15 protein-coding genes are annotated in these 19,310 nt (G+C 72.6%); 1 reads left to right on the top strand and 14 read right to left on the bottom strand.

From position 1 onward, the window contains the following. Positions 1-18: 18 nt before the first annotated feature. From LG324_RS18105 to LG324_RS18120, 4 genes are all read right to left on the bottom strand, one after another. Positions 19-909 carry an SDR family NAD(P)-dependent oxidoreductase gene (locus LG324_RS18105; protein ID WP_404350198.1) on the bottom strand — a complete coding sequence of 297 codons (891 nt, stop codon included), beginning with the start codon at positions 907-909 and terminating at the stop codon, positions 19-21. Then, positions 906-2,090, bottom strand: coding sequence for a zinc-dependent alcohol dehydrogenase (locus LG324_RS18110; protein ID WP_404350200.1), 1,185 nt, complete (start codon positions 2,088-2,090; stop codon positions 906-908). The genes LG324_RS18105 and LG324_RS18110 overlap by 4 nt, the downstream gene beginning before the upstream one ends. Positions 2,091-2,312: 222 nt before the next feature. Continuing rightward, positions 2,313-3,617 (bottom strand): D-arabinono-1,4-lactone oxidase, encoded by a 1,305-nt coding sequence (locus tag LG324_RS18115; RefSeq protein ID WP_404350202.1) that lies wholly within the window; start codon positions 3,615-3,617, stop codon positions 2,313-2,315. Beyond that, positions 3,614-4,780 carry an alanine racemase gene (locus LG324_RS18120; protein ID WP_404350204.1) on the bottom strand — a complete coding sequence of 389 codons (1,167 nt, stop codon included), beginning with the start codon at positions 4,778-4,780 and terminating at the stop codon, positions 3,614-3,616. The genes LG324_RS18115 and LG324_RS18120 overlap by 4 nt, the downstream gene beginning before the upstream one ends. Positions 4,781-4,809: 29 nt before the next feature. Here LG324_RS18120 and LG324_RS18125 point away from each other — a divergent pair, with 29 nt between their 5' ends. After that, entirely contained in the window at positions 4,810-6,129 is a 1,320-nt protein-coding gene (locus LG324_RS18125; protein WP_404350206.1) for an MFS transporter, read from the top strand. On the opposite strand, the gene LG324_RS18130 is transcribed toward LG324_RS18125, so the two are convergent. The 10 genes from LG324_RS18130 to nuoF are packed head-to-tail and all read right to left on the bottom strand — an operon-like array spanning position 6,113 to position 19,029. Beyond that, a complete protein-coding gene (locus LG324_RS18130; protein WP_404350208.1) occupies positions 6,113-7,123 on the bottom strand; it encodes a polyprenyl synthetase family protein in 1,011 nt (336 codons plus the stop codon). The two genes, LG324_RS18125 and LG324_RS18130, sit on opposite strands and share 17 nt — an antisense overlap. Positions 7,124-7,134: 11 nt before the next feature. After that, positions 7,135-8,694, bottom strand: a complete 1,560-nt coding sequence (gene nuoN, locus LG324_RS18135) for an NADH-quinone oxidoreductase subunit NuoN (protein WP_030526717.1) — start codon at positions 8,692-8,694, stop codon at positions 7,135-7,137. Continuing rightward, positions 8,694-10,235, bottom strand: coding sequence for an NADH-quinone oxidoreductase subunit M (locus LG324_RS18140; RefSeq protein ID WP_404350210.1), 1,542 nt, complete (start codon positions 10,233-10,235; stop codon positions 8,694-8,696). Before LG324_RS18140 ends, nuoN begins: the two co-directional genes overlap by 1 nt. Beyond that, entirely contained in the window at positions 10,232-12,145 is a 1,914-nt protein-coding gene (gene nuoL / locus LG324_RS18145) for an NADH-quinone oxidoreductase subunit L (protein ID WP_404353161.1), read from the bottom strand. Before nuoL ends, LG324_RS18140 begins: the two co-directional genes overlap by 4 nt. Positions 12,146-12,186: 41 nt before the next feature. Further along, positions 12,187-12,486 carry an NADH-quinone oxidoreductase subunit NuoK gene (gene nuoK / locus LG324_RS18150; RefSeq protein ID WP_404350212.1) on the bottom strand — a complete coding sequence of 100 codons (300 nt, stop codon included), beginning with the start codon at positions 12,484-12,486 and terminating at the stop codon, positions 12,187-12,189. Further along, entirely contained in the window at positions 12,483-13,253 is a 771-nt protein-coding gene (locus tag LG324_RS18155; RefSeq protein ID WP_404350214.1) for an NADH-quinone oxidoreductase subunit J, read from the bottom strand. The genes nuoK and LG324_RS18155 overlap by 4 nt, the downstream gene beginning before the upstream one ends. Continuing rightward, positions 13,250-13,867, bottom strand: coding sequence for an NADH-quinone oxidoreductase subunit NuoI (gene nuoI, locus LG324_RS18160; protein WP_036828718.1), 618 nt, complete (start codon positions 13,865-13,867; stop codon positions 13,250-13,252). The genes LG324_RS18155 and nuoI overlap by 4 nt, the downstream gene beginning before the upstream one ends. Further along, positions 13,860-15,236: an NADH-quinone oxidoreductase subunit NuoH gene (gene nuoH / locus LG324_RS18165; protein WP_207022494.1), complete on the bottom strand. Its 1,377-nt coding sequence runs from the start codon at positions 15,234-15,236 to the stop codon at positions 13,860-13,862. Before nuoH ends, nuoI begins: the two co-directional genes overlap by 8 nt. Further along, positions 15,233-17,707 (bottom strand): NADH-quinone oxidoreductase subunit G, encoded by a 2,475-nt coding sequence (locus LG324_RS18170; RefSeq protein ID WP_404350216.1) that lies wholly within the window; start codon positions 17,705-17,707, stop codon positions 15,233-15,235. Before LG324_RS18170 ends, nuoH begins: the two co-directional genes overlap by 4 nt. Further along, on the bottom strand, positions 17,704-19,029 hold the full coding sequence (gene nuoF / locus LG324_RS18175) for an NADH-quinone oxidoreductase subunit NuoF (protein WP_404350218.1): 1,326 nt from the start codon (positions 19,027-19,029) through the stop codon (positions 17,704-17,706). Before nuoF ends, LG324_RS18170 begins: the two co-directional genes overlap by 4 nt. Between the last annotated feature and the right edge of the window lie 281 nt (positions 19,030-19,310).

Genomic DNA, 19,310 nt, shown 5'->3' on the forward strand with positions numbered 1-19,310 from the left:
GGCCGCCCGGACGAGCGCTCAGGACAGGCGGCGGCTCCAGCGGCCGTGGACGGCCTCGCCCTCCGGCGTGGGGTCGAGGACGTTGCCCGGCGAGTTCGCCACCTCCTCGCGGCCGAGGCCGCTCAGCCGCATGAGCGGTGTGACGAGCACGTCGAAGACGGCCGGCAGGAGCCGGAACCCCGCCACGACGACGCCGTTCAGCGGACCGACCATCACCTCGCGCTTCGGCGACCAGAGCGCGCGGACCGCCGCGGCGGCCACCTTCTCGGGCGGGTCGACCGGGGGCGGCGGACGGCCGTGCCGCTGCAGGTAGGTCCCCGCCTGGAGGTAGACGGGCGTGTCGACGCCACCGGGCCAGACGAGGCTCACGTCGATGCCGGGAGTGGCGCGCGCCTCGATCTGCAGGGTGCGCACGAGGCCGTGCACGCCCCACTTGGCCGTGACGTAGGAGCTCATGTAGGGCGTGCTGATCTTGCCGAGCAGCGACCCGACGACGACGAGGCTGCCCCGTCCCCGGGCGCGGAACGCCTCGAGCGCCAGGCGCGCCACGTTGGCGGTGCCCCCCAGCGTGCTCGCGAGCGCGCCGTCGAACACCGCGGCCGGGACGTCCTCGAACCGTCCGTAGGTGAGCGCGGCGGCGGAGTGGACGACGCCGTCGAGCGGCCCGAGCTCGGTCCGCGCCCGCTCGAACGCGGCCTCCAGCGCGTCGCGGTCGGTCACGTCCGCGACGGTGACGACGGCTCGCACCCCGAGCTCTTCGCACTGCGCGCGGACCTCCTCGAGCACCTCCTCCGAGCGCGACAGCAGGGCGACGTCGACGCCCGAGGCCGCCAGCTGCAGCGCCGTCGCGCGCCCGATGCCGCTCGACGCGCCGGTCACGAGCACGGTGCGCCCGGGGACACCCCTCACGGCTGGAGCACCACCTTGACGCAGCCGTCGGACTTGGCCTGGAACATCTCGTAGCCGCGGGGCGCCTCGGCCAGCGGGAGCACGTGGGTCGCCAGGTCCTCGAGGCCGAGCGGGTCGGCGGAGTCCAGGACGTGCGGCATGATCTCGTCGATCCACCGCTTGACGTGGCACTGCCCCATCCGGACGGTGATGCCGCGGTCGAACATCTCCATCATCGGCAGCGGGTCGACCTCGCCGCCGTAGACCCCGCTGATGCTCACCGTGCCCGCGCGCCGCACGGACTTGAAGGACGCGGTGAGCGCCGCGAGCCGGTCGATGGCGACGCGGTCGATGAGCGGTCGGGCCAGCGCGTCGGGCAGCAGCCCCACCGCGGCCTGCGCGGTCGCGGCGAGCGGCGACCCGTGCGCCTCCATCCCCACGGCCTCGAGCACGCCGTCCGGGCCGCGCCCGCCGGTGAGGTCGAGCAGCGCGCCGGGGACGTCGTCGACCTCGCGCAGGTCCACCGTCTCGATGCCGTACCGCTGCGCGAGGGCGAGCCGCTCGGGCACGAGGTCGACGCCGATGACCCGCTCCACGCCCAGCTGCTTCGCGATGCGGGTCGCCAGCTGCCCGACCGGCCCCAGGCCCATGACGGCGAGCGTGCCGCCCGGCTCGACGTCGGCGTAGCGCACGCCCTGCCAGGCCGTCGGCAGGATGTCGGAGAGGTAGAGGAAGCGGGTGTCGGGGTGCTCGTCCGGCACCTTGACGGGCCCGAAGTGCGCCTGCGGCACCCGCAGGTACTCGGCCTGCCCGCCGGGGACCGCACCGTAGAGGCTCGTGTAGCCGAAGAGCGACGCGCCCTTGCCCTGGTCGCGCACCTGCGTGGTCTCGCACTGCGCGTAGAAGCCGCGCTCGCACATCCAGCAGGAGCCGCAGGAGATGTTGAAGGGGATGACGACCCGGTCCCCCGGCGCGATGTGCGTCACCTCGGGGCCGACCTCCTCGACGACCCCCATCGTCTCGTGCCCGAGGACGTCACCCGGCGTGAGGTACGCGCCGAGCACCTCGTACAGGTGCAGGTCGGAGCCGCAGATCGCCGTCGAGGTCACGCGGATCACCGCGTCGGTCGGTTCCTGGATGCGCGGGTCCGGCACGTCCTCGACCCGCACGTCCCGCTTGCCCTGCCACGTCAGTGCCTTCACGCCGTCGTCCTCTCGTCCCCGAGCGCGACGTGGTCGTCGCGCTCGTCATGAGGACCCCTCCCCCGGATCGCCCGTCCGCAAACGGTCCGGCGCGGGGTTCGTCGCACCGATGTCGAGGGTTGCCGATCCGGTCGAGCGAACAGGACACGCCGTCCGCCGGCGCGCGGGACGGCGTGTCCTGCTCACTCGACGGGGTGCAGCCGCCGGGCGGGGGTGCTGGTGTCAGGCGTCCAGGAGGTGCGCGACGTGGGGGTTGGTGAAGAGGCGGGTCGGGTCGAGGCGGTCGCGAACGGCCCGGTAGTCGTCGAACCGGGGGTAGAGCGCCTGCAGCCGCTCGGCCCCGAGGGTGTGGACCTTGCCCCAGTGCGGCCGCCCCTCGTGCTCGGCGACGATCGCCTCGAAGGCGGCGAACAGGCGCGAGGGGTCCATCCGGTGGTACTGGTGCACGGCGACGTAGGCGTTGTCGCGCTCGTAGGCCGTCGAGAGCCAGACGTCGTCGGCCCCGACGAAGCGCACCTCGACCGGGAAGGGCACCGGCTCACCGGAGCGCTCGAACCAGGCGCGCAGCTCCTCGAGCACCGGAACGACCGACGCCCGCGGCACCGCGTACTCCGACTCCACGAACCGCACCTCGCGCGAGGAGCAGAACACCCTCCACGAGTCGTCGGCGTACTCGCGCGCCCCGAGCACCCGGGCGCTCAGCCGGTTGACGCGCGCCGTCGCGGCCGGCGCGCGGGTCAGCACCCGGTTGACCCCCTCGTAGAGGCGGTTGGCCAGCAGGTCGTCGTCGAGGCGCCGACGCCATCCGGGCAGTGGCCCGGGCCCCTCCCCCGGCGCGACCCGGTCGTTGCGCTTGAGCAGCACCCGGTCGGTGTGCGGGAACCAGTGCATGTCGACGTGGTCGTGCGCGTCGGCCAGGTCGTGGATGCCCTCGAGCACCGCCGAGAACGACTCCCCCGACTCGCGGGCGTGCAGCCGGAACGCCGGCACGCACTGCAGCTCGACCTCGACGACCACCCCGAGCGCGCCCAGCCCGACCCGCGCGGCCTCGAACACCTCGGGCGACTCCTCGGCCGAGCAGCGCAGCAGCGACCCGTCGGCGAGCACGAGCACCAGCCCGCAGACCGCCGCCGCGATGCCCTGCAACCGCACCCCGGTGCCGTGCGTCCCGGTCGAGATCGCCCCGCTGATGGTCTGCCGGTCGATGTCGCCGAGGTTGGGCAGCGCCAGGCCGAGCGCCTGCAGCGCGGGGTTGAGGCGGTGCAGCGGGGTGCCGGCCGCGACGCGCACCCGCATCCGGTCGCGGTCCACGACGAGGACGCCGGTCAGGCCGTCGAGGCGCAGCAGCACCCCGTCGGTGGCGACGAGCGGCGTGAACGAGTGCCCGGTGCCCGCCACCCGCAGCCGGAGCCCGCGCCCGGCCGCCGACCGCACGGCGCCGACGACGCCTTCGACCGTCGAGGTGTCCGTGACGACGCGTGGGTGCGCGACGACGTTGCCGCCCCAGTTGCGCCAGGTCGCGCTCATCCGTGGTTCCATCCCTCTCCGCGGTAGGTCGGCACCGAGTCGACGAGCCGCCCGCCCCGCACGAGGTGGAGGGTGTCGAAGCGCTCGAGCAGCTCGCCGGCCTTCGCGCCGCGCATCCACACACGGTCGCCGAGCGCGAGGCCGTGGACGCCGTCGCCGCTGACGGGCGTCTGCACCTCGCCCGCCGCCTCGGTGCGCAGCAGCGACCACCCGCGCCGCACGGGTGCCGGCACCCGCGACCAGCCGGGCTCGCCGCTCGCGACGTACCCGCCGCCGAAGGCCGTGACGACGTCGCGGGCGGGCCGCCGGACGACGTCGAGCGCGTAGGCCATCGCGGGGCGGGGGCTGAAGGCGTCGTAGCCGTCGAACAGGGTCGGGGCGTAGAGGCCGGACCCGGCCGCGAGCTCGGTGACGGAGTCGTCGCCCGTGAACGTGTGCAGGCTGCCGGTGCCGCCGCCGTTGACGAAGCGCAGGTCCGCCTCGGCCCGCACCGCCGCCACGACGGCCGCCCGCCGCTCACGCAGCTCGGCCACCGAGCGCCGCTTGAGCAGGCGGACCGGCGGGGTGTCGGGCAGGCCGGCCACCTGCGCGTCGTAGAACATCAGGCCACGCACCTCCAGGCCGATGCCCTGCGCAGCCCGCGCCACCGCGAGGGCCTGGGCCGGCGTGCGGGTCGGCGAGCGGCGCACCCCGAGGTGCAGCCGGCCGACGCGCACGGAGCAGTCGACGTCGACGGCCACCCCGACGCCCCGCACCGCCGGTCCGAGGGTGTCGCGCAGCCACCGGACGTGCTCGACCGAGTCGACGGTCAGCGTCACCTCGCGCCGCAGGTCGTCGTCGCCGGCCACCTCGCCGACGGCCGCGGCGTCGACCGAGGGGTACGCGACGTAGAGGTCGCGCAGGCCGGCGCGTCCGAGGCGCACGGCCTCGCGCACGGCGTAGGCCATCACCCCGGCGAACCCCGGGCGCGCCAGCACGTCGTCGAGCACCCACCGGCAGCGCAGCGACTTCGACGCGACCCGGACCGGCCGGCCGCCCGCCCGGCGCACGAGGTCGGCGGCGTTGGCCTCGTAGGCGTCGAGGTCGAGGACGACGAGCGGCGCGGGCAGGCCCACGGTCGCCGCGTCCCACTGGGCGGTCACGCCGTCGGGCACCGGTTCCACGGGGCCGACCCTAGTGCGATGCTGGCGCCGTGACACCGGACGACGGGGACTTCGTCGGGGAGCGCGTGCTCCCGCCGCGCGGTCTCCCCCACCGTGCGTGGCTCGTCGCCGCCGTCACCCTCGCCGCGCTCGTCGCGGCCGCGGCCTTCCGCTCCTCGACCGGGGTGCTGCTCGAGCCGGTCGAGGCCGAGTTCGGGTGGTCGCGCGCGACGACCTCCGGCGCGGTCAGCCTCAACCTCGTCCTCTACGGGCTGACGGCCCCGTTCGCCGCCGCCTTCATGGAACGGTTCGGGGTGCGGCGCACCGTCGCCGTCGCGCTCGTCGTCGTCGGCCTGTCGAGCGCCGCGACGACCGTGATGACCTCCGCCTGGCAGCTCTGGCTGCTCTGGGGCGTGCTCATCGGGATCGGCACCGGCGCGATGGCGCTCGTCCTCGGCGCCGTCGTCGCCAACCGCTGGTTCGAGCGGCACCGCGGGCTCGTCACCGGCATCTTCTCCGCCGCCAACGCCACCGGCCAGCTGCTGTTCCTGCCGGTCATCGCGCGGGCCGCGGCGGGGCCGGGATGGCGTTGGGCCGCCGGCGTCGTCGCCGTCCTCGCCCTGCTCGTCGCCGTCCTCGTCGCGCTGCTGCTCACCGACCACCCGCGCGACCGCGGCCTGCTGCCCTGGGGCGCGACCTCGGCCGCCCCTCCGGTGGCCGCCTCGACCGAGTCACCGGCCCGCCGCGCCGTCTCGACCCTCGTGCGCGTCTCGCGCCGCTGGACGTTCTGGGCGCTCGTGCTGACCTTCTGGGTCTGCGGCTGGTCGACCAACGGCATCATCCAGACGCACTTCGTCCCCGCCGCCCACGACCACGGGATGCCCGCGACGACCGCCGCCGGGCTGCTCGCCGTCGTCGGCGTCTTCGACATCGCCGGCACGGTCGGGTCCGGCTGGCTGACCGACCGGGTCGACCCCCGGCTCCTGCTGGCCGGCTACTACGGCGGGCGCGGGCTGTCGCTGCTCGCGCTCGACGCCGTGCTCGCGCCGGGTGTCGAGCCGGGGATGTGGGTGTTCATCGTCTTCTACGGCCTCGACTGGGTCGCGACCGTGCCACCGACGGTCGCCCTGTGCCGCACGCACTTCGGGGTCGCGGACTCCGGCGTCGTCTTCGGGTGGGTGTTCGCGTCGCACATGGTCGGCGCCGGGGTCGGGGCGAGCGTCGCGGGCTGGGTCCGCACCGCGCAGGGCGACTACCACTGGGCGTGGGTCGGGGCCGCCGTCCTCTGCTTCGCCGCCGTCGCGCTCGCGCTGGCCATCCCTCGGCGGCCGGTGCGCGAGCAGGAGCCGGTGCTCAGCCCACTCGGGTGACGACGCCGGTGGCGAGCGCGTACAGCGCGTCCTTGGCGTCGCCGGCCGGCAGCGGCTCGAGCACCGACTGGGCCCGGCTCGCCACGGCGAAGGTGTGCTCGCGCGCCCGGTCCATCGCGGGGTGGGCGCGCAGCAGCTCCAGCGCCTCGGCGAGGCGCGCGTCGTCGTCGAGGTCACCGCGCAGCAGCTCCTGGAGCCGCGCGTCGGCCGGGTCGGTGGAGGCGAGCACGTGCAGCACCGGGAGGGTGCGCTTGCCCTCGCGCAGGTCGGTGCCGGGGGTCTTGCCGGTCTCGTCGGCCTCGGAGGAGATGTCGATGAGGTCGTCGGCCAGCTGGAAGGCGACCCCGAGCCGCTCGCCGTACTCGCGCATCACCTCGACGGTCGCGTCGTCGCAGCCGCCGAACATCGCGCCGTAGCGGGCGGCGGTGGCGATGAGGACTCCGGTCTTGTCGGCGAGCACCCGCAGGTAGTACTCGACCGGGTCCTGCCCCTCGGGGCACGGCCGGTCGTCGCGGATCTGCCCGGCGCACAGCCGGACGAAGGTCTGCGCCTGGATCTTGACCGCCTGCGGCCCGAGGTCGGCGACGATGTCGGACGCCGTGCCGAAGAGCAGGTCCCCGACGAGGATCGCGGTCGAGTTGTCGTACAGCGCGTTGGCCGAGGGCGCCCCACGGCGCACGTCGGCCTCGTCCATCACGTCGTCGTGGTAGAGCGACGCGAGGTGGGTCAGCTCGACGCCCGCGGCCGCCGCGACGACCTCGTCGGACACCCCCGTGCCGAGCTCGGAGGCGAGCAGGGTGAGCAGCGGCCGGAACCGCTTGCCCCCGGCGGCGGTGAGGTGCGACGACGCCTGCGCGATGAACGGGTCGTCGTGGTCGACGCGCTGCGTGATGAGCGCCTCGACCCGGGCGAGCCCGTCGGTCAGCCGCTCGCGCAGCGCGTCCCCGGCGCCGGGCAGCGCGAGGACCGACGGGGTCCCCCGCTGCGCCGTCACCCCACCGGTGCTCACAGCAGGAACTGCGAGGCGTTGTTCGCGAGCTGCAGCACCACGGCCGGGGCGACGCCCGCGACGACGGTGATCGCGACACCGAGGGTGATGCCGATCGTCGACGGCACCGACGGCTGGAGGGCGACGACGCCCTCGGCCGGCTCGGTGAAGTACATGAGCACGATGAGCCGCACGTAGACGAACGCGGTGACCGCGGAGGCGAGGACACCGACGACCACCATGACGACACCCGAGGTGCCCGACTCGACGGCCGGCGCGAACGCCGCGAACTTGGCCGTGAAGCCGCTGGTCAGCGGGATGCCCGCGAAGGCCAGGAGCAGGAAGGCGAAGACGCCGGCGACGACCGGGTGGTTGCGGCCCAGGCCCGCCCACTGCGACAGGTGCGAGGCCTCGGAGCCGTCCTGGCGGACCATCGCCACGATGGCGAAGGCGGCGATGGTCGTCGCGCCGTAGGCGAGCAGGTAGAACATCACACCGCCGATCGCGCTCTGCGAGAACGCGAGCACACCGACGAGGATGAACCCGGCGTGGGCCACCGACGAGTACGCGAGCAGGCGCTTGACGTCGGTCTGGGTCACCGAGAGGACAGCGCCGACGACCATCGTGAGGATGGCGATGACGACGACGCCGATCTGCCAGTCCCAGCGGTTGGCGCCGACACCGACGTAGGTGAGGCGCAGGATCGCGCCGAAGGCCGCGAGCTTGGTGCAGGCCGCCATGAAGCCGGTGACCGGGGTCGGCGCGCCCTGGTAGGCGTCCGGCGTCCACGAGTGGAACGGCACCGCGCCGACCTTGAACAGCAGGCCCACGAGCACGAGCACGACGCCCGGCAGGAGCAGGCCCTCGAGGTCGCCCGAGTTGGTGCGGATGGCCGTCGCGATGGCCGCGAGGTCCGAGGAGCCGGCGTAGCCGAACAGCAGCGCCGCCCCGAAGAGGAAGAACGCGCTGGAGAAGGCCCCGAGGAGGAAGTACTTCAGGGCCGCCTCCTGCGAGAGCAGCCGGCGCCGGCGGGCCAGGCCCGTCATGACGTAGAGCGGCAGCGAGAGGACCTCGAGCCCGACGAAGAGCGTGATGAGGTCGTTCGCCGAGACGAACACCATCATCCCGAGCACCGCGAAGAGCGTCAGCGGGAAGACCTCGGAGGTCGCGTACCCGGCGCGGGTCGCGGCGTCCTCCTGGTGCGAGCCCGGCGTCGAGGCGCCCATCGGCGTGAACGCGTCCGAGCCGGTGCCGCCGAAGCGCTCGGCCATGACGAGGACGCCGATCGTCGCGAGGAGCAGCAGCGTGCCCTGGAGGAAGAGCGAGACCCCGTCGACGGCGACCGAGCCACCGAGGGTGATCGACTGGTGGTCACGGCTCCACACGGCGAGGACGACGAGGGCGGCGACGAGGACGCCCGTCGTCAGCCAGACCTGGATGGCGTGCCGCTTCGCCCGGGGCGCGAAGGCCTCGACGAGGACACCGACGAGGGCACCCGCGACGACGAGGAACATCGGCAGGACCGCGAGGTAGTCGATGCTCACGGCCTTGAACTCGGCCGGCATCACGCTCGGCATCACTTGGCACTCCCGGAGGCGTCGGTGGCGGCGGCCGGGTCGGTGACGCCGACGATCTGCAGCGTCTTGTCCACGGCCGGGTTGATGATGTCGAGCACCGGCTTCGGGTAGAAGCCGAGGACGACGAACGAGGCGATGATCGGCGCGACGACCCACCGCTCGCGCGAGGAGAGGTCGCGCGGGGCGCTCCCCTCGGCGAAGGAGGGCTTCGGGCCGGTCATGACGCGCTGGTACATGAGGAGGATGTACAGCGCGGCGAGCACGATGCCGAGCGCCGCGATGACGGCCGCGACCTTGTAGCGCATGAACGTGCCCTGCAGCACGAGGAACTCGGAGACGAAGCTCGACAGGCCGGGCAGCGCCAGCGAGGACAGGCCCGCGATGAGGAAGGTGCCGGCGAGGACGGGCGTGACCCGCTGCCAGCCGCCGTAGTCGGGGATGCGCTTGCTGCCGTGCCGGGTCACGAGGAAGCCGGCGATGAGGAACAGGCCGGCCGTCGAGAAGCCGTGGTTGACCATGTAGAGGGTCGACCCGGCGCCGCCGACGCTCGTCATCGCGAAGATGCCGAGGACGATGAAGCCGAAGTGGCTGATCGAGGTGAAGGCGATGAGCCGCATCATGTCGGTCTGGCCGATCGCGAGCAGCGCGCCGTAGATGACCGAGATGACCGCGAGGGTGATGACCACCGGGGTCGCCCACTGCGAGGCCTCCGGGAAGAGCTGGAGGCAGAAGCGGATCATCCCGTAGGTGCCGACCTTGTCGAGGACGCCGACGAGGAGCACGGCGGTCGCCGGGCGCGACTCGGTGGCGGCGTCGGGCAGCCAGGTGTGGACCGGCCACATCGGGGCCTTGACCGCGAAGGCGATGAAGAAGCCGACGAACATCCAGCGCAGGGCGGCCGTCGAGCCGTCCATGCCGCCGATGAGGTTCTCGACGAGGAAGCCGTCCTGCCCGCCCGGGCCCGCGAAGTACACCGCGATGACCGACACGAGCATGACGAGCCCGCCGGCGAGCGAGAAGAGGAGGAACTTGACCGCCGCGTACTGCCGCTGCGGGCCGCCGTACAGCCCGATGAGGAAGTACACCGGGATGAGCATCGCCTCGAAGAAGACGTAGAAGAGGAAGACGTCGGTGGCGGCGAAGACGCCGACCATGAACGCCTCGAGGACGAGCATGAGCGCGAAGTAGCGCTTGAGCCGCCCGGCCTCGGCCTCGCGGACGTCGTTCCAGGCCGCGAGGAGGCAGACCGGCACGAGGATCGCGGCCATGACGATGAGCGCCAGCGCGATGCCGTCGACCCCGAGCGCGTACGAGACGCCGAACTGCGGGATCCACGCGTGCGTCTCGGTCAGCTGGAACATCGCGGTCGACCCGGAGTCGAACGCCACCCACGCGAGGACCGCGAGGACGAGGGTCACCAGCGAGGCCCCGAGGGCGACCGGGCGCGCGAGGCGCACCGAGCCGTTCGGCAGGGCCGCGACGACGACCGCGCCGAGGACCGGCACGACCATCATCAGGGTGAGGAGGGGCAGGGAGGTCACTGGATCACCCACAGAGCACCGAGGACGGCGACGACACCGGTGAGCATCGTCAGGGCATACGACCGGGCGTAGCCGGTCTGGAGGCGACGCAGCCTCGAGGAGAACCCGCCGACGAGGGCGGCGAGGCCGCCGACCGCGCCGTCGACCCCCTTGCCGTCGACGTAGACGAGCGAGCGGGTCAGGTGGATGCCCGGCCGCATGAACAGGCCCTCGTTGACGGCGTCCTGGTAGAGGTCGACGCGCGCCGCGCGGGTGAGCACCGAGCCGCGCGGGGCGACCTCGGGCACGTCCTCGTTCCAGTACTGCCGCCACGCGAGGAAGATCCCGACGGCGACGAAGAGCAGGGTCAGGCCCATGAGCACCGGCACCGCGAGCACCGGGTGCTCCTCGCCGTGCTCGCCGACGACCGGCGCGAGCCACGAGACGATCGGGGCGGTCTCGGCGAACGGCCACGCGAGCAGGAGGCCGAGGAAGGCCGAGCCGCCGGCGAGGACCATCATCGGGACGGTCATGATCTTGGGCGACTCGTGCGGGTGCACGTCGTCGGTCCAGCGCTTCTCGCCGTGGAAGGTCATGAAGAACAGGCGCGACATGTAGAAGGCCGTGACCCCGGCGCCGACGAGCGCGGCGGTGCCGAGGACCCAGGGCTGCCAGCCCTCGCCGACGAAGGCGGCCTCGATGATCTTGTCCTTGGACCAGAAGCCCGAGAACGGCGGGACACCGAGGATCGCGAGCCAGCCGAGGCCGAAGGTGGCCCAGGTGATCTTCATGGCGCCCGACAGCCCGCCGAAGCGGCGCATGTTGACCTGGTCGTTCATGCCGTGCATGACCGACCCGGCGCCGAGGAACATCCCGGCCTTGAAGAAGCCGTGCGTCAGCAGGTGGAAGATCGCGAAGGCGTAGCCGACCGGGCCCAGGCCCGCCGCGAGCATCATGTAGCCGATCTGGCTCATCGTCGAGGCCGCGAGGGCCTTCTTGATGTCGTCCTTGGCGCAGCCGACGACCGCACCGAAGACCAGCGTGATCGCGCCGACGATGGCGACGGCGAGCGCGGCGTCCGGGGCGGCGTCGAAGATGACGTGCGAGCGCACGACGAGGTAGACGCCGGCGGTGACCATCGTCGCCGCGTGGATGAGCGCGGACACCGGCGTCGGGCCGGCCATCGCGTCACCGAGCCAGGACTGGAGCGGGAACTGCGCCGACTTGCCGCAGGCCCCGACGAGCAGGAGCAGGCCGATCGCCGTGAGGGTCGACTGGTTCGCGCCCGCGACGCCCTCGTTGACGGTCGCGTAGTCGACGCCGCCGAAGGTGATGAACATCGTCATGATCGCGATGGACAGGCCGAGGTCGCCGACGCGGTTGACGAAGAACGCCTTGTTGGCCGCGCTCGCGTAGGCCGGGTTCCAGTTCCAGAAGCCGATGAGGAGGTAGGACGCCAGGCCCACGCCCTCCCAGCCGACGAAGAGGAGCAGGTAGCTGTCGGCGAGGACGAGGACGAGCATCGCCGCGACGAAGAGGTTGAGGTAGGCGAAGAAGCGCCGCTTGTCGGGGTCGTGCTCCATGTACCCGAGCGAGTACACGTGGATGAGCGAGCCGACGAACGTGATGAGCATGACGAACGCGACCGACAGCGGGTCGACGAGCATCCCGAGGTCGAGGTCGAACGACCCCGCCGGGACCCAGCTCCACAGCGTCAGGTGGTGGGCGCGCGCCCCCGCGTCCTGGCCGAGCAGCTGGACGAGCACGACGACGCCGACGCCGAAGCTCGCCCAGGACAGGCCCGTGGCCAGCGCGGGGCCGACCTTGTTCGTGCGGCGTCCCCCGAGGAGGAGGATCGCCGCACCGAGGAGGGGCAGCGCGACGAGCAGCCACGCGACCGACGCGGCGCCGGTCGCGGGGGCCGCGGTCATCGCGTCGCCCTCGGTGATCAGAGAGTGCACGTCCTACTCCTTCAGAGCTTCAGCAGGTTCGCGTCGTCGACCGAGGCCGACCGGCGGGACCGGAAGATCGCCATGATGATCGCGAGGCCGACGACGACCTCCGCGGCCGCGACGACCATGACGAAGAGGGCGAGGACCTGGCCGTCGAGCGAGCCGTGCATCCGCGCGAACGTCACGAAGACGAGGTTCGCGGCGTTGAGCATCAGCTCGACCCCCATGAAGACGATGATCGCGTTGCGCCGGGTGAGGACGGTGGCCGCCCCGACGGCGAAGAGGATGGTCGCCAGGTAGACGTAGTTGACCAGGCTCATCGCTCGCCTCCTTCGCGCACGTCGCGCTCGATCTGGCGCTCACCCTCGGTGTAGACCTCGGGCGAGCGGTTCTGGTCGCGGGCGGTGAGCACGCGCGAGACGGACAGCTCCGACGGGGTGCCGTCGGGCAGGAGGGCCGGGGTGTCGACGGCGTTGTGGCGCGCGTAGACACCGGGCGCCGGCAGGCCGGCGAGGTGCTCGCCGCCCTGGAAGCGCCGCTTGCTCCACTCCTTCTGGTTCGGGCCCTTGCCGAGGCGCTCGCGGTGGGCGAGGACCATGGCGCCGAGGGCCGCGGTGATGAGCAGCGCGCTCGTGATCTCGAAGACCCAGACGTAGCGGCCGAAGATCAGCTGCGCGACGCCCGACACGTTGCCCTGGTCGGCGTTGATCGACGCGACGCCGACCGGGTCGCCGAGGGTGACGTGGCCGACCGAGAACCCGAGCAGCCCGCCGAGGCCGAGCACGAGGACGACGGTGGCCCAGCGCTGGCCGGACAGCGTCTCGACGAGGCTGTCGCTGGAGTCGACCCCGACGAGCATGAGCACGAAGAGGAAGAGCATCATCACGGCGCCGGTGTAGACGAAGATCTGGATGACGCCGAGGAAGTCGGCGTCCTGCGCGATGTAGAAGACGCCGAGGATGATCATCGTCAGGGCCATGCCGAGGGCGGCGTGGACGGCCTTCCTCGCAAAGACCAGGCCCAGGGCCCCGAGCACCGCGAGGGGCCCGAGGATCCAGAACATGACCTCCTCACCGGTGCCGGTCACGAGCCCACCTCCGCGTCCTGCTCGCCGCCGGCGCGGGCCGCGACGACCTCGCGCTGGCTGTCCGTGGCCTCGGTGACCTTGCCGAGGTAGTAGTCGCGCTCCTCCATGCCGTCGGCCATCGGGAACGGCGGCTGGAGCATGCCCGGCTGGAGCGGGGCGAGGAGCTGGTCCTTGGTGAAGATGAGGTCCGCGCGGTTGTTGTCGGCGAGCTCGTAGAAGTTCGTCATCGTCAGCGCACGCGTCGGGCACGCCTCGATGCACAGCCCGCAGAAGATGCAGCGCAGGTAGTTGATCTGGTAGACGCGGCCGTAGCGCTCGCCCGGGCTGAACCGGCCCGCGCCGCCCTCGGTGTCGTCGTTGTTCGCGCCCTCGACGAGGATCGCGTCGGCCGGGCAGGCCCATGCGCACAGCTCGCAGCCGACGCACTTCTCGAGCCCGTCGGGGTGACGGTTGAGCTGGTGGCGCCCGTGGAAGCGCGCCTGGGTCGGACGCTTCTCCTCCGGGTACTCCTCGGTGATGACCTTGCGGAACATCGTCGAGAACGTGACGCCGAAGCCGGCGACGGGGGCGAACAGGTCGGAGAAGAAGCCGGACTTCTTCTGCTCGTCAGCCACGAGTGGCCTCCTCGGTCTCGGGACGGGCGGCGAGGGCGGGGGCGAGCGAGGGCTCGCGCAGGCGCTGCCCGGGCATCGGCGGGACGGGGTGCCCACCGGCGTAGGGGTCGATCTCGTCGGGCACGCCCGGGTGCATCGAGGCCTCCTTGCGCTCGGCCCGGCTGTCCCACAGCCAGCCGGCCACGAGCGCCGCGACCGCGATGATGCCGACGAGGGCGAGCGAGAAGGTCGGGAAGCTGCGGCCCGCGACGACGACGTCACCGCCGAGCCAGCCGTTCTGGCCGGCGCGGAAGAACGCGACGAGGACGACCCAGCCGAGCGTCGTCGGGATGAGGAACTTCCACCCGAAGCGCATGAACTGGTCGTAGCGGACGCGCGGGAGGGAGCCACGCAGCCAGACGAAGACGAACATGAAGGCCCACAGCTTGGCGGTGAACCACAGGACGCCCCACCAGCCCTCGTTGAACATGCCGCCGTTGATGGCCGCGATGCCGGGAGGAGCCTCGGGCCCGCCGAGGAACATCGTCGTCGCCAGGGCCGCGACGGTGAACATGTTGATGTACTCGCCGAGGAAGAACATGGCGAAGCGCATCGAGCCGTACTCGGTGTGGAACCCACCGGTCAGCTCGCCCTCGCCCTCGGCGAGGTCGAAGGGGAGGCGGTTGGTCTCGCCGACCATCGTGATGACGTAGACGAAGAAGCTGAAGAACGCCGGGACGATGAACCAGAGGTCACGCTGCGCGCCGACGATCTGCGAGGTCGACATCGAGCCGGCGTAGAGGAAGACCGCCACGAGCGAGAGGCCCATCGCGATCTCGTAGGAGATCATCTGGGCCGACGCGCGCAGGCCACCCATGAGCGGGTAGGGCGAGCCGGAGGACCAGCCGGCGAGGACGACTCCGTAGATGCCGATGCCCGCGACGGCGAGCACGAGGAGCACCGCGACGGGGGTGTCGGTCAGCTGGAACGGCGTCGTGTGCCCGAACATCGACACCTCGCCGGCCAGCGGCATGATCGAGAACGAGACGAAGCACATCGTCGCCGTGATGAGCGGCGCGAGGGTGAAGACGAACGCGTCGGACGCCTTGGGCCGCACGTCCTCCTTGAGCATCGACTTCATGCCGTCGGCGAGGGTCTGGAGCAGACCGAACGGGCCGTTGCGGTTCGGGCCCGGACGCTGCTGCATCCGACCGATGACGCGGCGCTCGAACCAGATGACGAGCAGCGTCGAGACCAGCAGGTAGACGAAGATGATCAGCGCCTTGACCAGGCTGAGCCACAGCGGGGTGTCGCTGAAGTCGGCCGCGGGGTTGTCGGTGCCCGCCGTGGCGAGCGTGCCGAGACCGGCCAGCGCGGTGACGGTGCTCATCGCGCACCCTCCTTCGAGACGGTGACGAGCGCACCGGGTGCGCCCGCGAGGGTCGCCCGCAGGTCGCAGCCCTGCGAGTTGGTCGGGAGCCAGACGACGTGGTCCGCCATCTCGCTCACGAGGACGGGCGCGGTGACCGTGGTCTGCGCCGCGCGCACGGTGAGGTGGTCGCCGTCGACGACGCCGAGCGCCTGCGCGGTGGCCGCCGAGATGCGGGCCACGGGCTTCGGGGCGGTGCCCGCGAGGAACGGCTCGCCGTCCTGGAGGGTGCCGCGGTCGAGCAGGTGGCGCCACGTCGCGAGGACGAGCGTGCCCTCGGTCAGCTCCGGGACCTCGCCGGCCTCGGCGACCGGGGCCGCCGGACGCGCGCCGGCCCACGGCCCGAGCGACTGCATCTCGGACCGGACCTCGCGCAGCGTGCGGGTCCCGAGGAACTCGCCCATCTCGTCGGCGAGCATCTCGAGCGCGCGGTAGTCGCTGACGTAGGAGGTGTCGAGCGCGGCCTCGAAGGCGCGGACCCGGCCCTCCCAGTCGACGAACGAGCCGCCCTTCTCGGCGTGCGCCGCGACGGGCAGGACGATGTCGGCGTGCTCGGTGACCGCCGAGCGGCGGATCTCGAGGGAGACGACGAACGGGGCGGCGAGGGCCGCGGCCGCGGCGTCGCTGCCGAGGTCGGCCGGGTCGACACCACCGACGACGAGGGCGCCCAGCTCACCGGAGGCGGCCGCGGCGACGATGCCCGCGGTGTCGCGGCCCGGTGCCTCCGGCAGCGCGGCGACCTGCCACGCGGCGGCGATCTCGGCGCGGGCGGCGGCGTCGGCGACCGGACGGCCACCGGGCAGGAGGGTCGGGAGCGCGCCGGCCTCGAGTGCCCCGCGCTCGCCCGCCCGACGCGGCACCCACGCGAGGCGCGCGCCGGTGGACTCGGCGAGGGCGGCCGCCGCGCTCAGCGCGCCGGGGACCATCGCGAGCCGCTCGCCGACGAGGACGATGCCGCCCTCGCGCAGGCCGCGGGCGGCCTCCTCGACGACCTCGCTGCCGGAGCCCTCGGCGAGGGCGCCCAGCACCTCGGGCTCGGTGCCCGGGGCGGTCGGGATGAGCGTGCCGCCCATCTTCGCCAGGCCCCGGGTGGCGACCGCGGAGACGGCGAAGACGCGGGTCTTGTGCTTGCGGTAGGCCTTGCGCAGGCGCAGGAACACGATCGGGGACTCGTCCTCGGGCTCGAAGCCGACGAGGAGGACCTGACCGGCCCGCTCGAGGTCCGTGTACGTGACGGCGCCACCCTCCGGCCCCGTGCCGACGACGGTCGAGGCGAGGAAGTCCGCCTCCTCGGCCGAGTGCGGGCGGGCGCGGAAGTCGACGTCGTTCGTGCCGAGCACGGTGCGGGCGAACTTGCCGTAGGCGTAGGCGTCCTCGGCGCTGACGCGACCGCCGACGAGCACGCCGGCCTTCGCGCCGCGCAGGCCCTCGGCCGCGCGCTCGAGCGCCTCGCGCCACGACGCGACGCGCAGCTCGCCGTCCTCGCCGCGGACCATCGGGTACTCGAGGCGGTCGGCGGTGCTCGCGTAGGCGAAGGCCCAGCGGCCCTTGTCGCAGTTCCACTCGTCGTTGACGAGCGGGTCGGCGGTCGCCATCCGGCGCAGGACCGTGCCGCGGCGGTGGTCGGTGCGGGTCGCGCAACCGCTTGCGCAGTGCTCGCAGACGCTCGGGGTCGACACGAGGTCGAACGGGCGGCTGCGGAAGCGGTAGGCCGAGCCGGTCAGCGCGCCGACCGGGCAGATCTGGACGGTGTTGCCCGAGAAGTAGGACTCGAACGGCTTCTCCTCGTAGATGCCGACCTGCTGCAGCGCACCGCGCTCGACGAGGGCGATGAACGGGTCACCGGCGATCTGGTCGGAGAAGCGGGTGCAGCGCGCGCACAGGACACAGCGCTCGCGGTCGAGCAGCACCTGCGAGGAGATGTTGATCGGCTTGGGGTAGGTGCGCTTGACGTCCTCGAAGCGCGAGGTGCTGCGCCCGTTGCTCATCGCCTGGTTCTGCAGGGGGCACTCGCCGCCCTTGTCGCAGACCGGGCAGTCCAGCGGGTGGTTGATGAGCAGCAGCTCCATGACGCCCTTCTGCGCCTTGTCGGCGCCCTCGGACGTGTACTGCGTCTTGACGACCATGCCGGGGGCGACGGTCATCGTGCAGGAGGCCTGCGGCTTCATCCGGCCGGGCGGGCCCTGCATCTGCGTGGGCTCGCCCGGGGTGCCGTCCGGGCCCGGGCGGCCGGGCATCCAGACCTCGACGAGGCACTGGCGGCAGGCACCGACGGGGTCCAGGCCCGGGTGGTCGCAGAAGCGCGGGATGTCGATCCCGGCGGTCTCGGCGGCGCGGATGATGAGGGTGCCCTTGGGCACCGACACCTCGACGTCGTCGATGGTCAGCGCGACGAGCTCGACCGGGGCCTGGGTCTCGGGCGTGGCAGTCATGCGGAGACGGTCTCCTTCGCGCCGCCGGCCGTCGCCCACAGGGTCGAGGCGGCCCGGTCGAACGGGCAGCCTCCGTGGGTCAGGTGGGCGACGTACTCGTCACGGAAGTACTGGATCGAGCTCGTGATGGGGCTCGTCGCGCCGTCACCGAGGGCGCAGAAGCTGCGGCCCAGGATGTTGTCGCAGATGTCGAGGAGCTTGTCGAGGTCCTCCTCGCTGCCCTCCCCGTGCTCGAGCCGGCCGAGGATCTGCTTGAGCCACCACGTGCCCTCGCGGCACGGGGTGCACTTGCCGCAGGACTCGTGCTTGTAGAAGTCGGTCCACCGGTCGACGGCGCGCACGACGCAGACCGTCTCGTCGAAGACCTGGAGGGCGCGGGTGCCGAGCATCGAGCCGGCCGCGGCGACGTTCTCGAAGTCGAGCGGCACGTCGAGGTGCTCGTCGGTGAAGAGCGGGGTCGAGGACCCGCCGGGGGTCCAGAACTTCAGCCTCTTCTCGGGGTCGCGCATCCCGCCGCAGAGCTCGATGAGCTCGCGCATCGTGATGCCGAGCGGGGCCTCGAACTGGCCGGGGTTCTTCACGTGGCCGGAGACCGAGAAGATGCCGAAGCCGGTGGACTTCTCGGTGCCCATGCCGGTGAACCAGTCGACACCCTCGAGGATGATCCCGGGAACGGAGGCGATGGACTCGACGTTGTTCACCGACGTGGGGCGGGCGTAGAGGCCCGCCGCACCCGGGAACGGCGGCTTGCTGCGCGGCTGGCCGCGGCGGCCCTCGAGCGAGTCGAGGAGCGCGGTCTCCTCGCCGCAGATGTACGCGCCGGCGCCGGCGTGGACGGTGATGTCGACGGTGCGCCCGGAGCCCTTGATGTCGGCGCCGAGCAGGCCGGCCTCGCGGGCCTCCTCGACCGCGCGCAGGAGGCGGCGGTAGACGTGGACGACCTCGCCGCGCAGGTAGATGAAGGCGTGCTCGCAGCCGATGGCGATCGAGCTGATGATGATGCCCTCGATGAGGACGTGCGGGTTCGCCATCATCAGCGGGGTGTCCTTGCACGTCCCCGGCTCGGACTCGTCGGCGTTGACGACGAGGTAGCGCGGGCCGCCGTCCGGCGGGGCCATGAAGGACCACTTCATGCCGGTCGGGAAGCCGGCGCCGCCGCGGCCGCGGAGGCTGGAGTCCTTGACCATCGCGAGGATGTCGGCCGGCTCCATCGAGAGGGCCTTGTCGAGGGCCCGGTAGCCACCGCCGTCGCGGTAGGTCGCGAGCGTCCAGGACGTGGGGTGGTCCCAGTCGCGGGTGAGGATCGGGGTCAGCGCGGTCATCACTTGCCCTTCCCGTCGCTGTCGTCGGTGTCGTCGCCGGTGGCGTCGAAGAGGGTCGCCTCGGGCGAGGCGTCGTGGTCGGTCGGGACGCTGGCCGTCTGGGCCGAGACGACGGCGCGGCGGGCCTTGCCGGTCGGCTCGGACTTCTGGCCGGGGGCGACGTCGACGGCGTCGGCCTTCGCCTCGGCCTGGCGGGCCACGCCCTGGACGCCGTCACCCGTCGAGACGACGGCGGGGCCCTCGTCCTTCGTGGGGGTCGCGTCGTCGCTGTCGTCCGCGGC

The organism is Phycicoccus jejuensis (assembly GCF_044797865.1).
GTDB classification, from domain to species: domain Bacteria; phylum Actinomycetota; class Actinomycetes; order Actinomycetales; family Dermatophilaceae; genus Phycicoccus; species Phycicoccus jejuensis.

Coding starts and splice junctions, on each gene's coding strand:
- LG324_RS18115 (WP_404350202.1), bottom strand. CDS start 3,617: ATGAGCGCGACCTGGCGCAACTGGGGCGGCAACGTCGTCGCGCACCCA.
- nuoN (WP_030526717.1), bottom strand. CDS start 8,694: ATGCCGAGCGTGATGCCGGCCGAGTTCAAGGCCGTGAGCATCGACTAC.
- nuoL (WP_404353161.1), bottom strand. CDS start 12,145: ATGACCGCGGCCCCCGCGACCGGCGCCGCGTCGGTCGCGTGGCTGCTC.
- nuoK (WP_404350212.1), bottom strand. CDS start 12,486: ATGAGCCTGGTCAACTACGTCTACCTGGCGACCATCCTCTTCGCCGTC.
- nuoH (WP_207022494.1), bottom strand. CDS start 15,236: ATGAGCACCGTCACCGCGCTGGCCGGTCTCGGCACGCTCGCCACGGCG.
- LG324_RS18170 (WP_404350216.1), bottom strand. CDS start 17,707: ATGACTGCCACGCCCGAGACCCAGGCCCCGGTCGAGCTCGTCGCGCTG.
- nuoF (WP_404350218.1), bottom strand. CDS start 19,029: ATGACCGCGCTGACCCCGATCCTCACCCGCGACTGGGACCACCCCACG.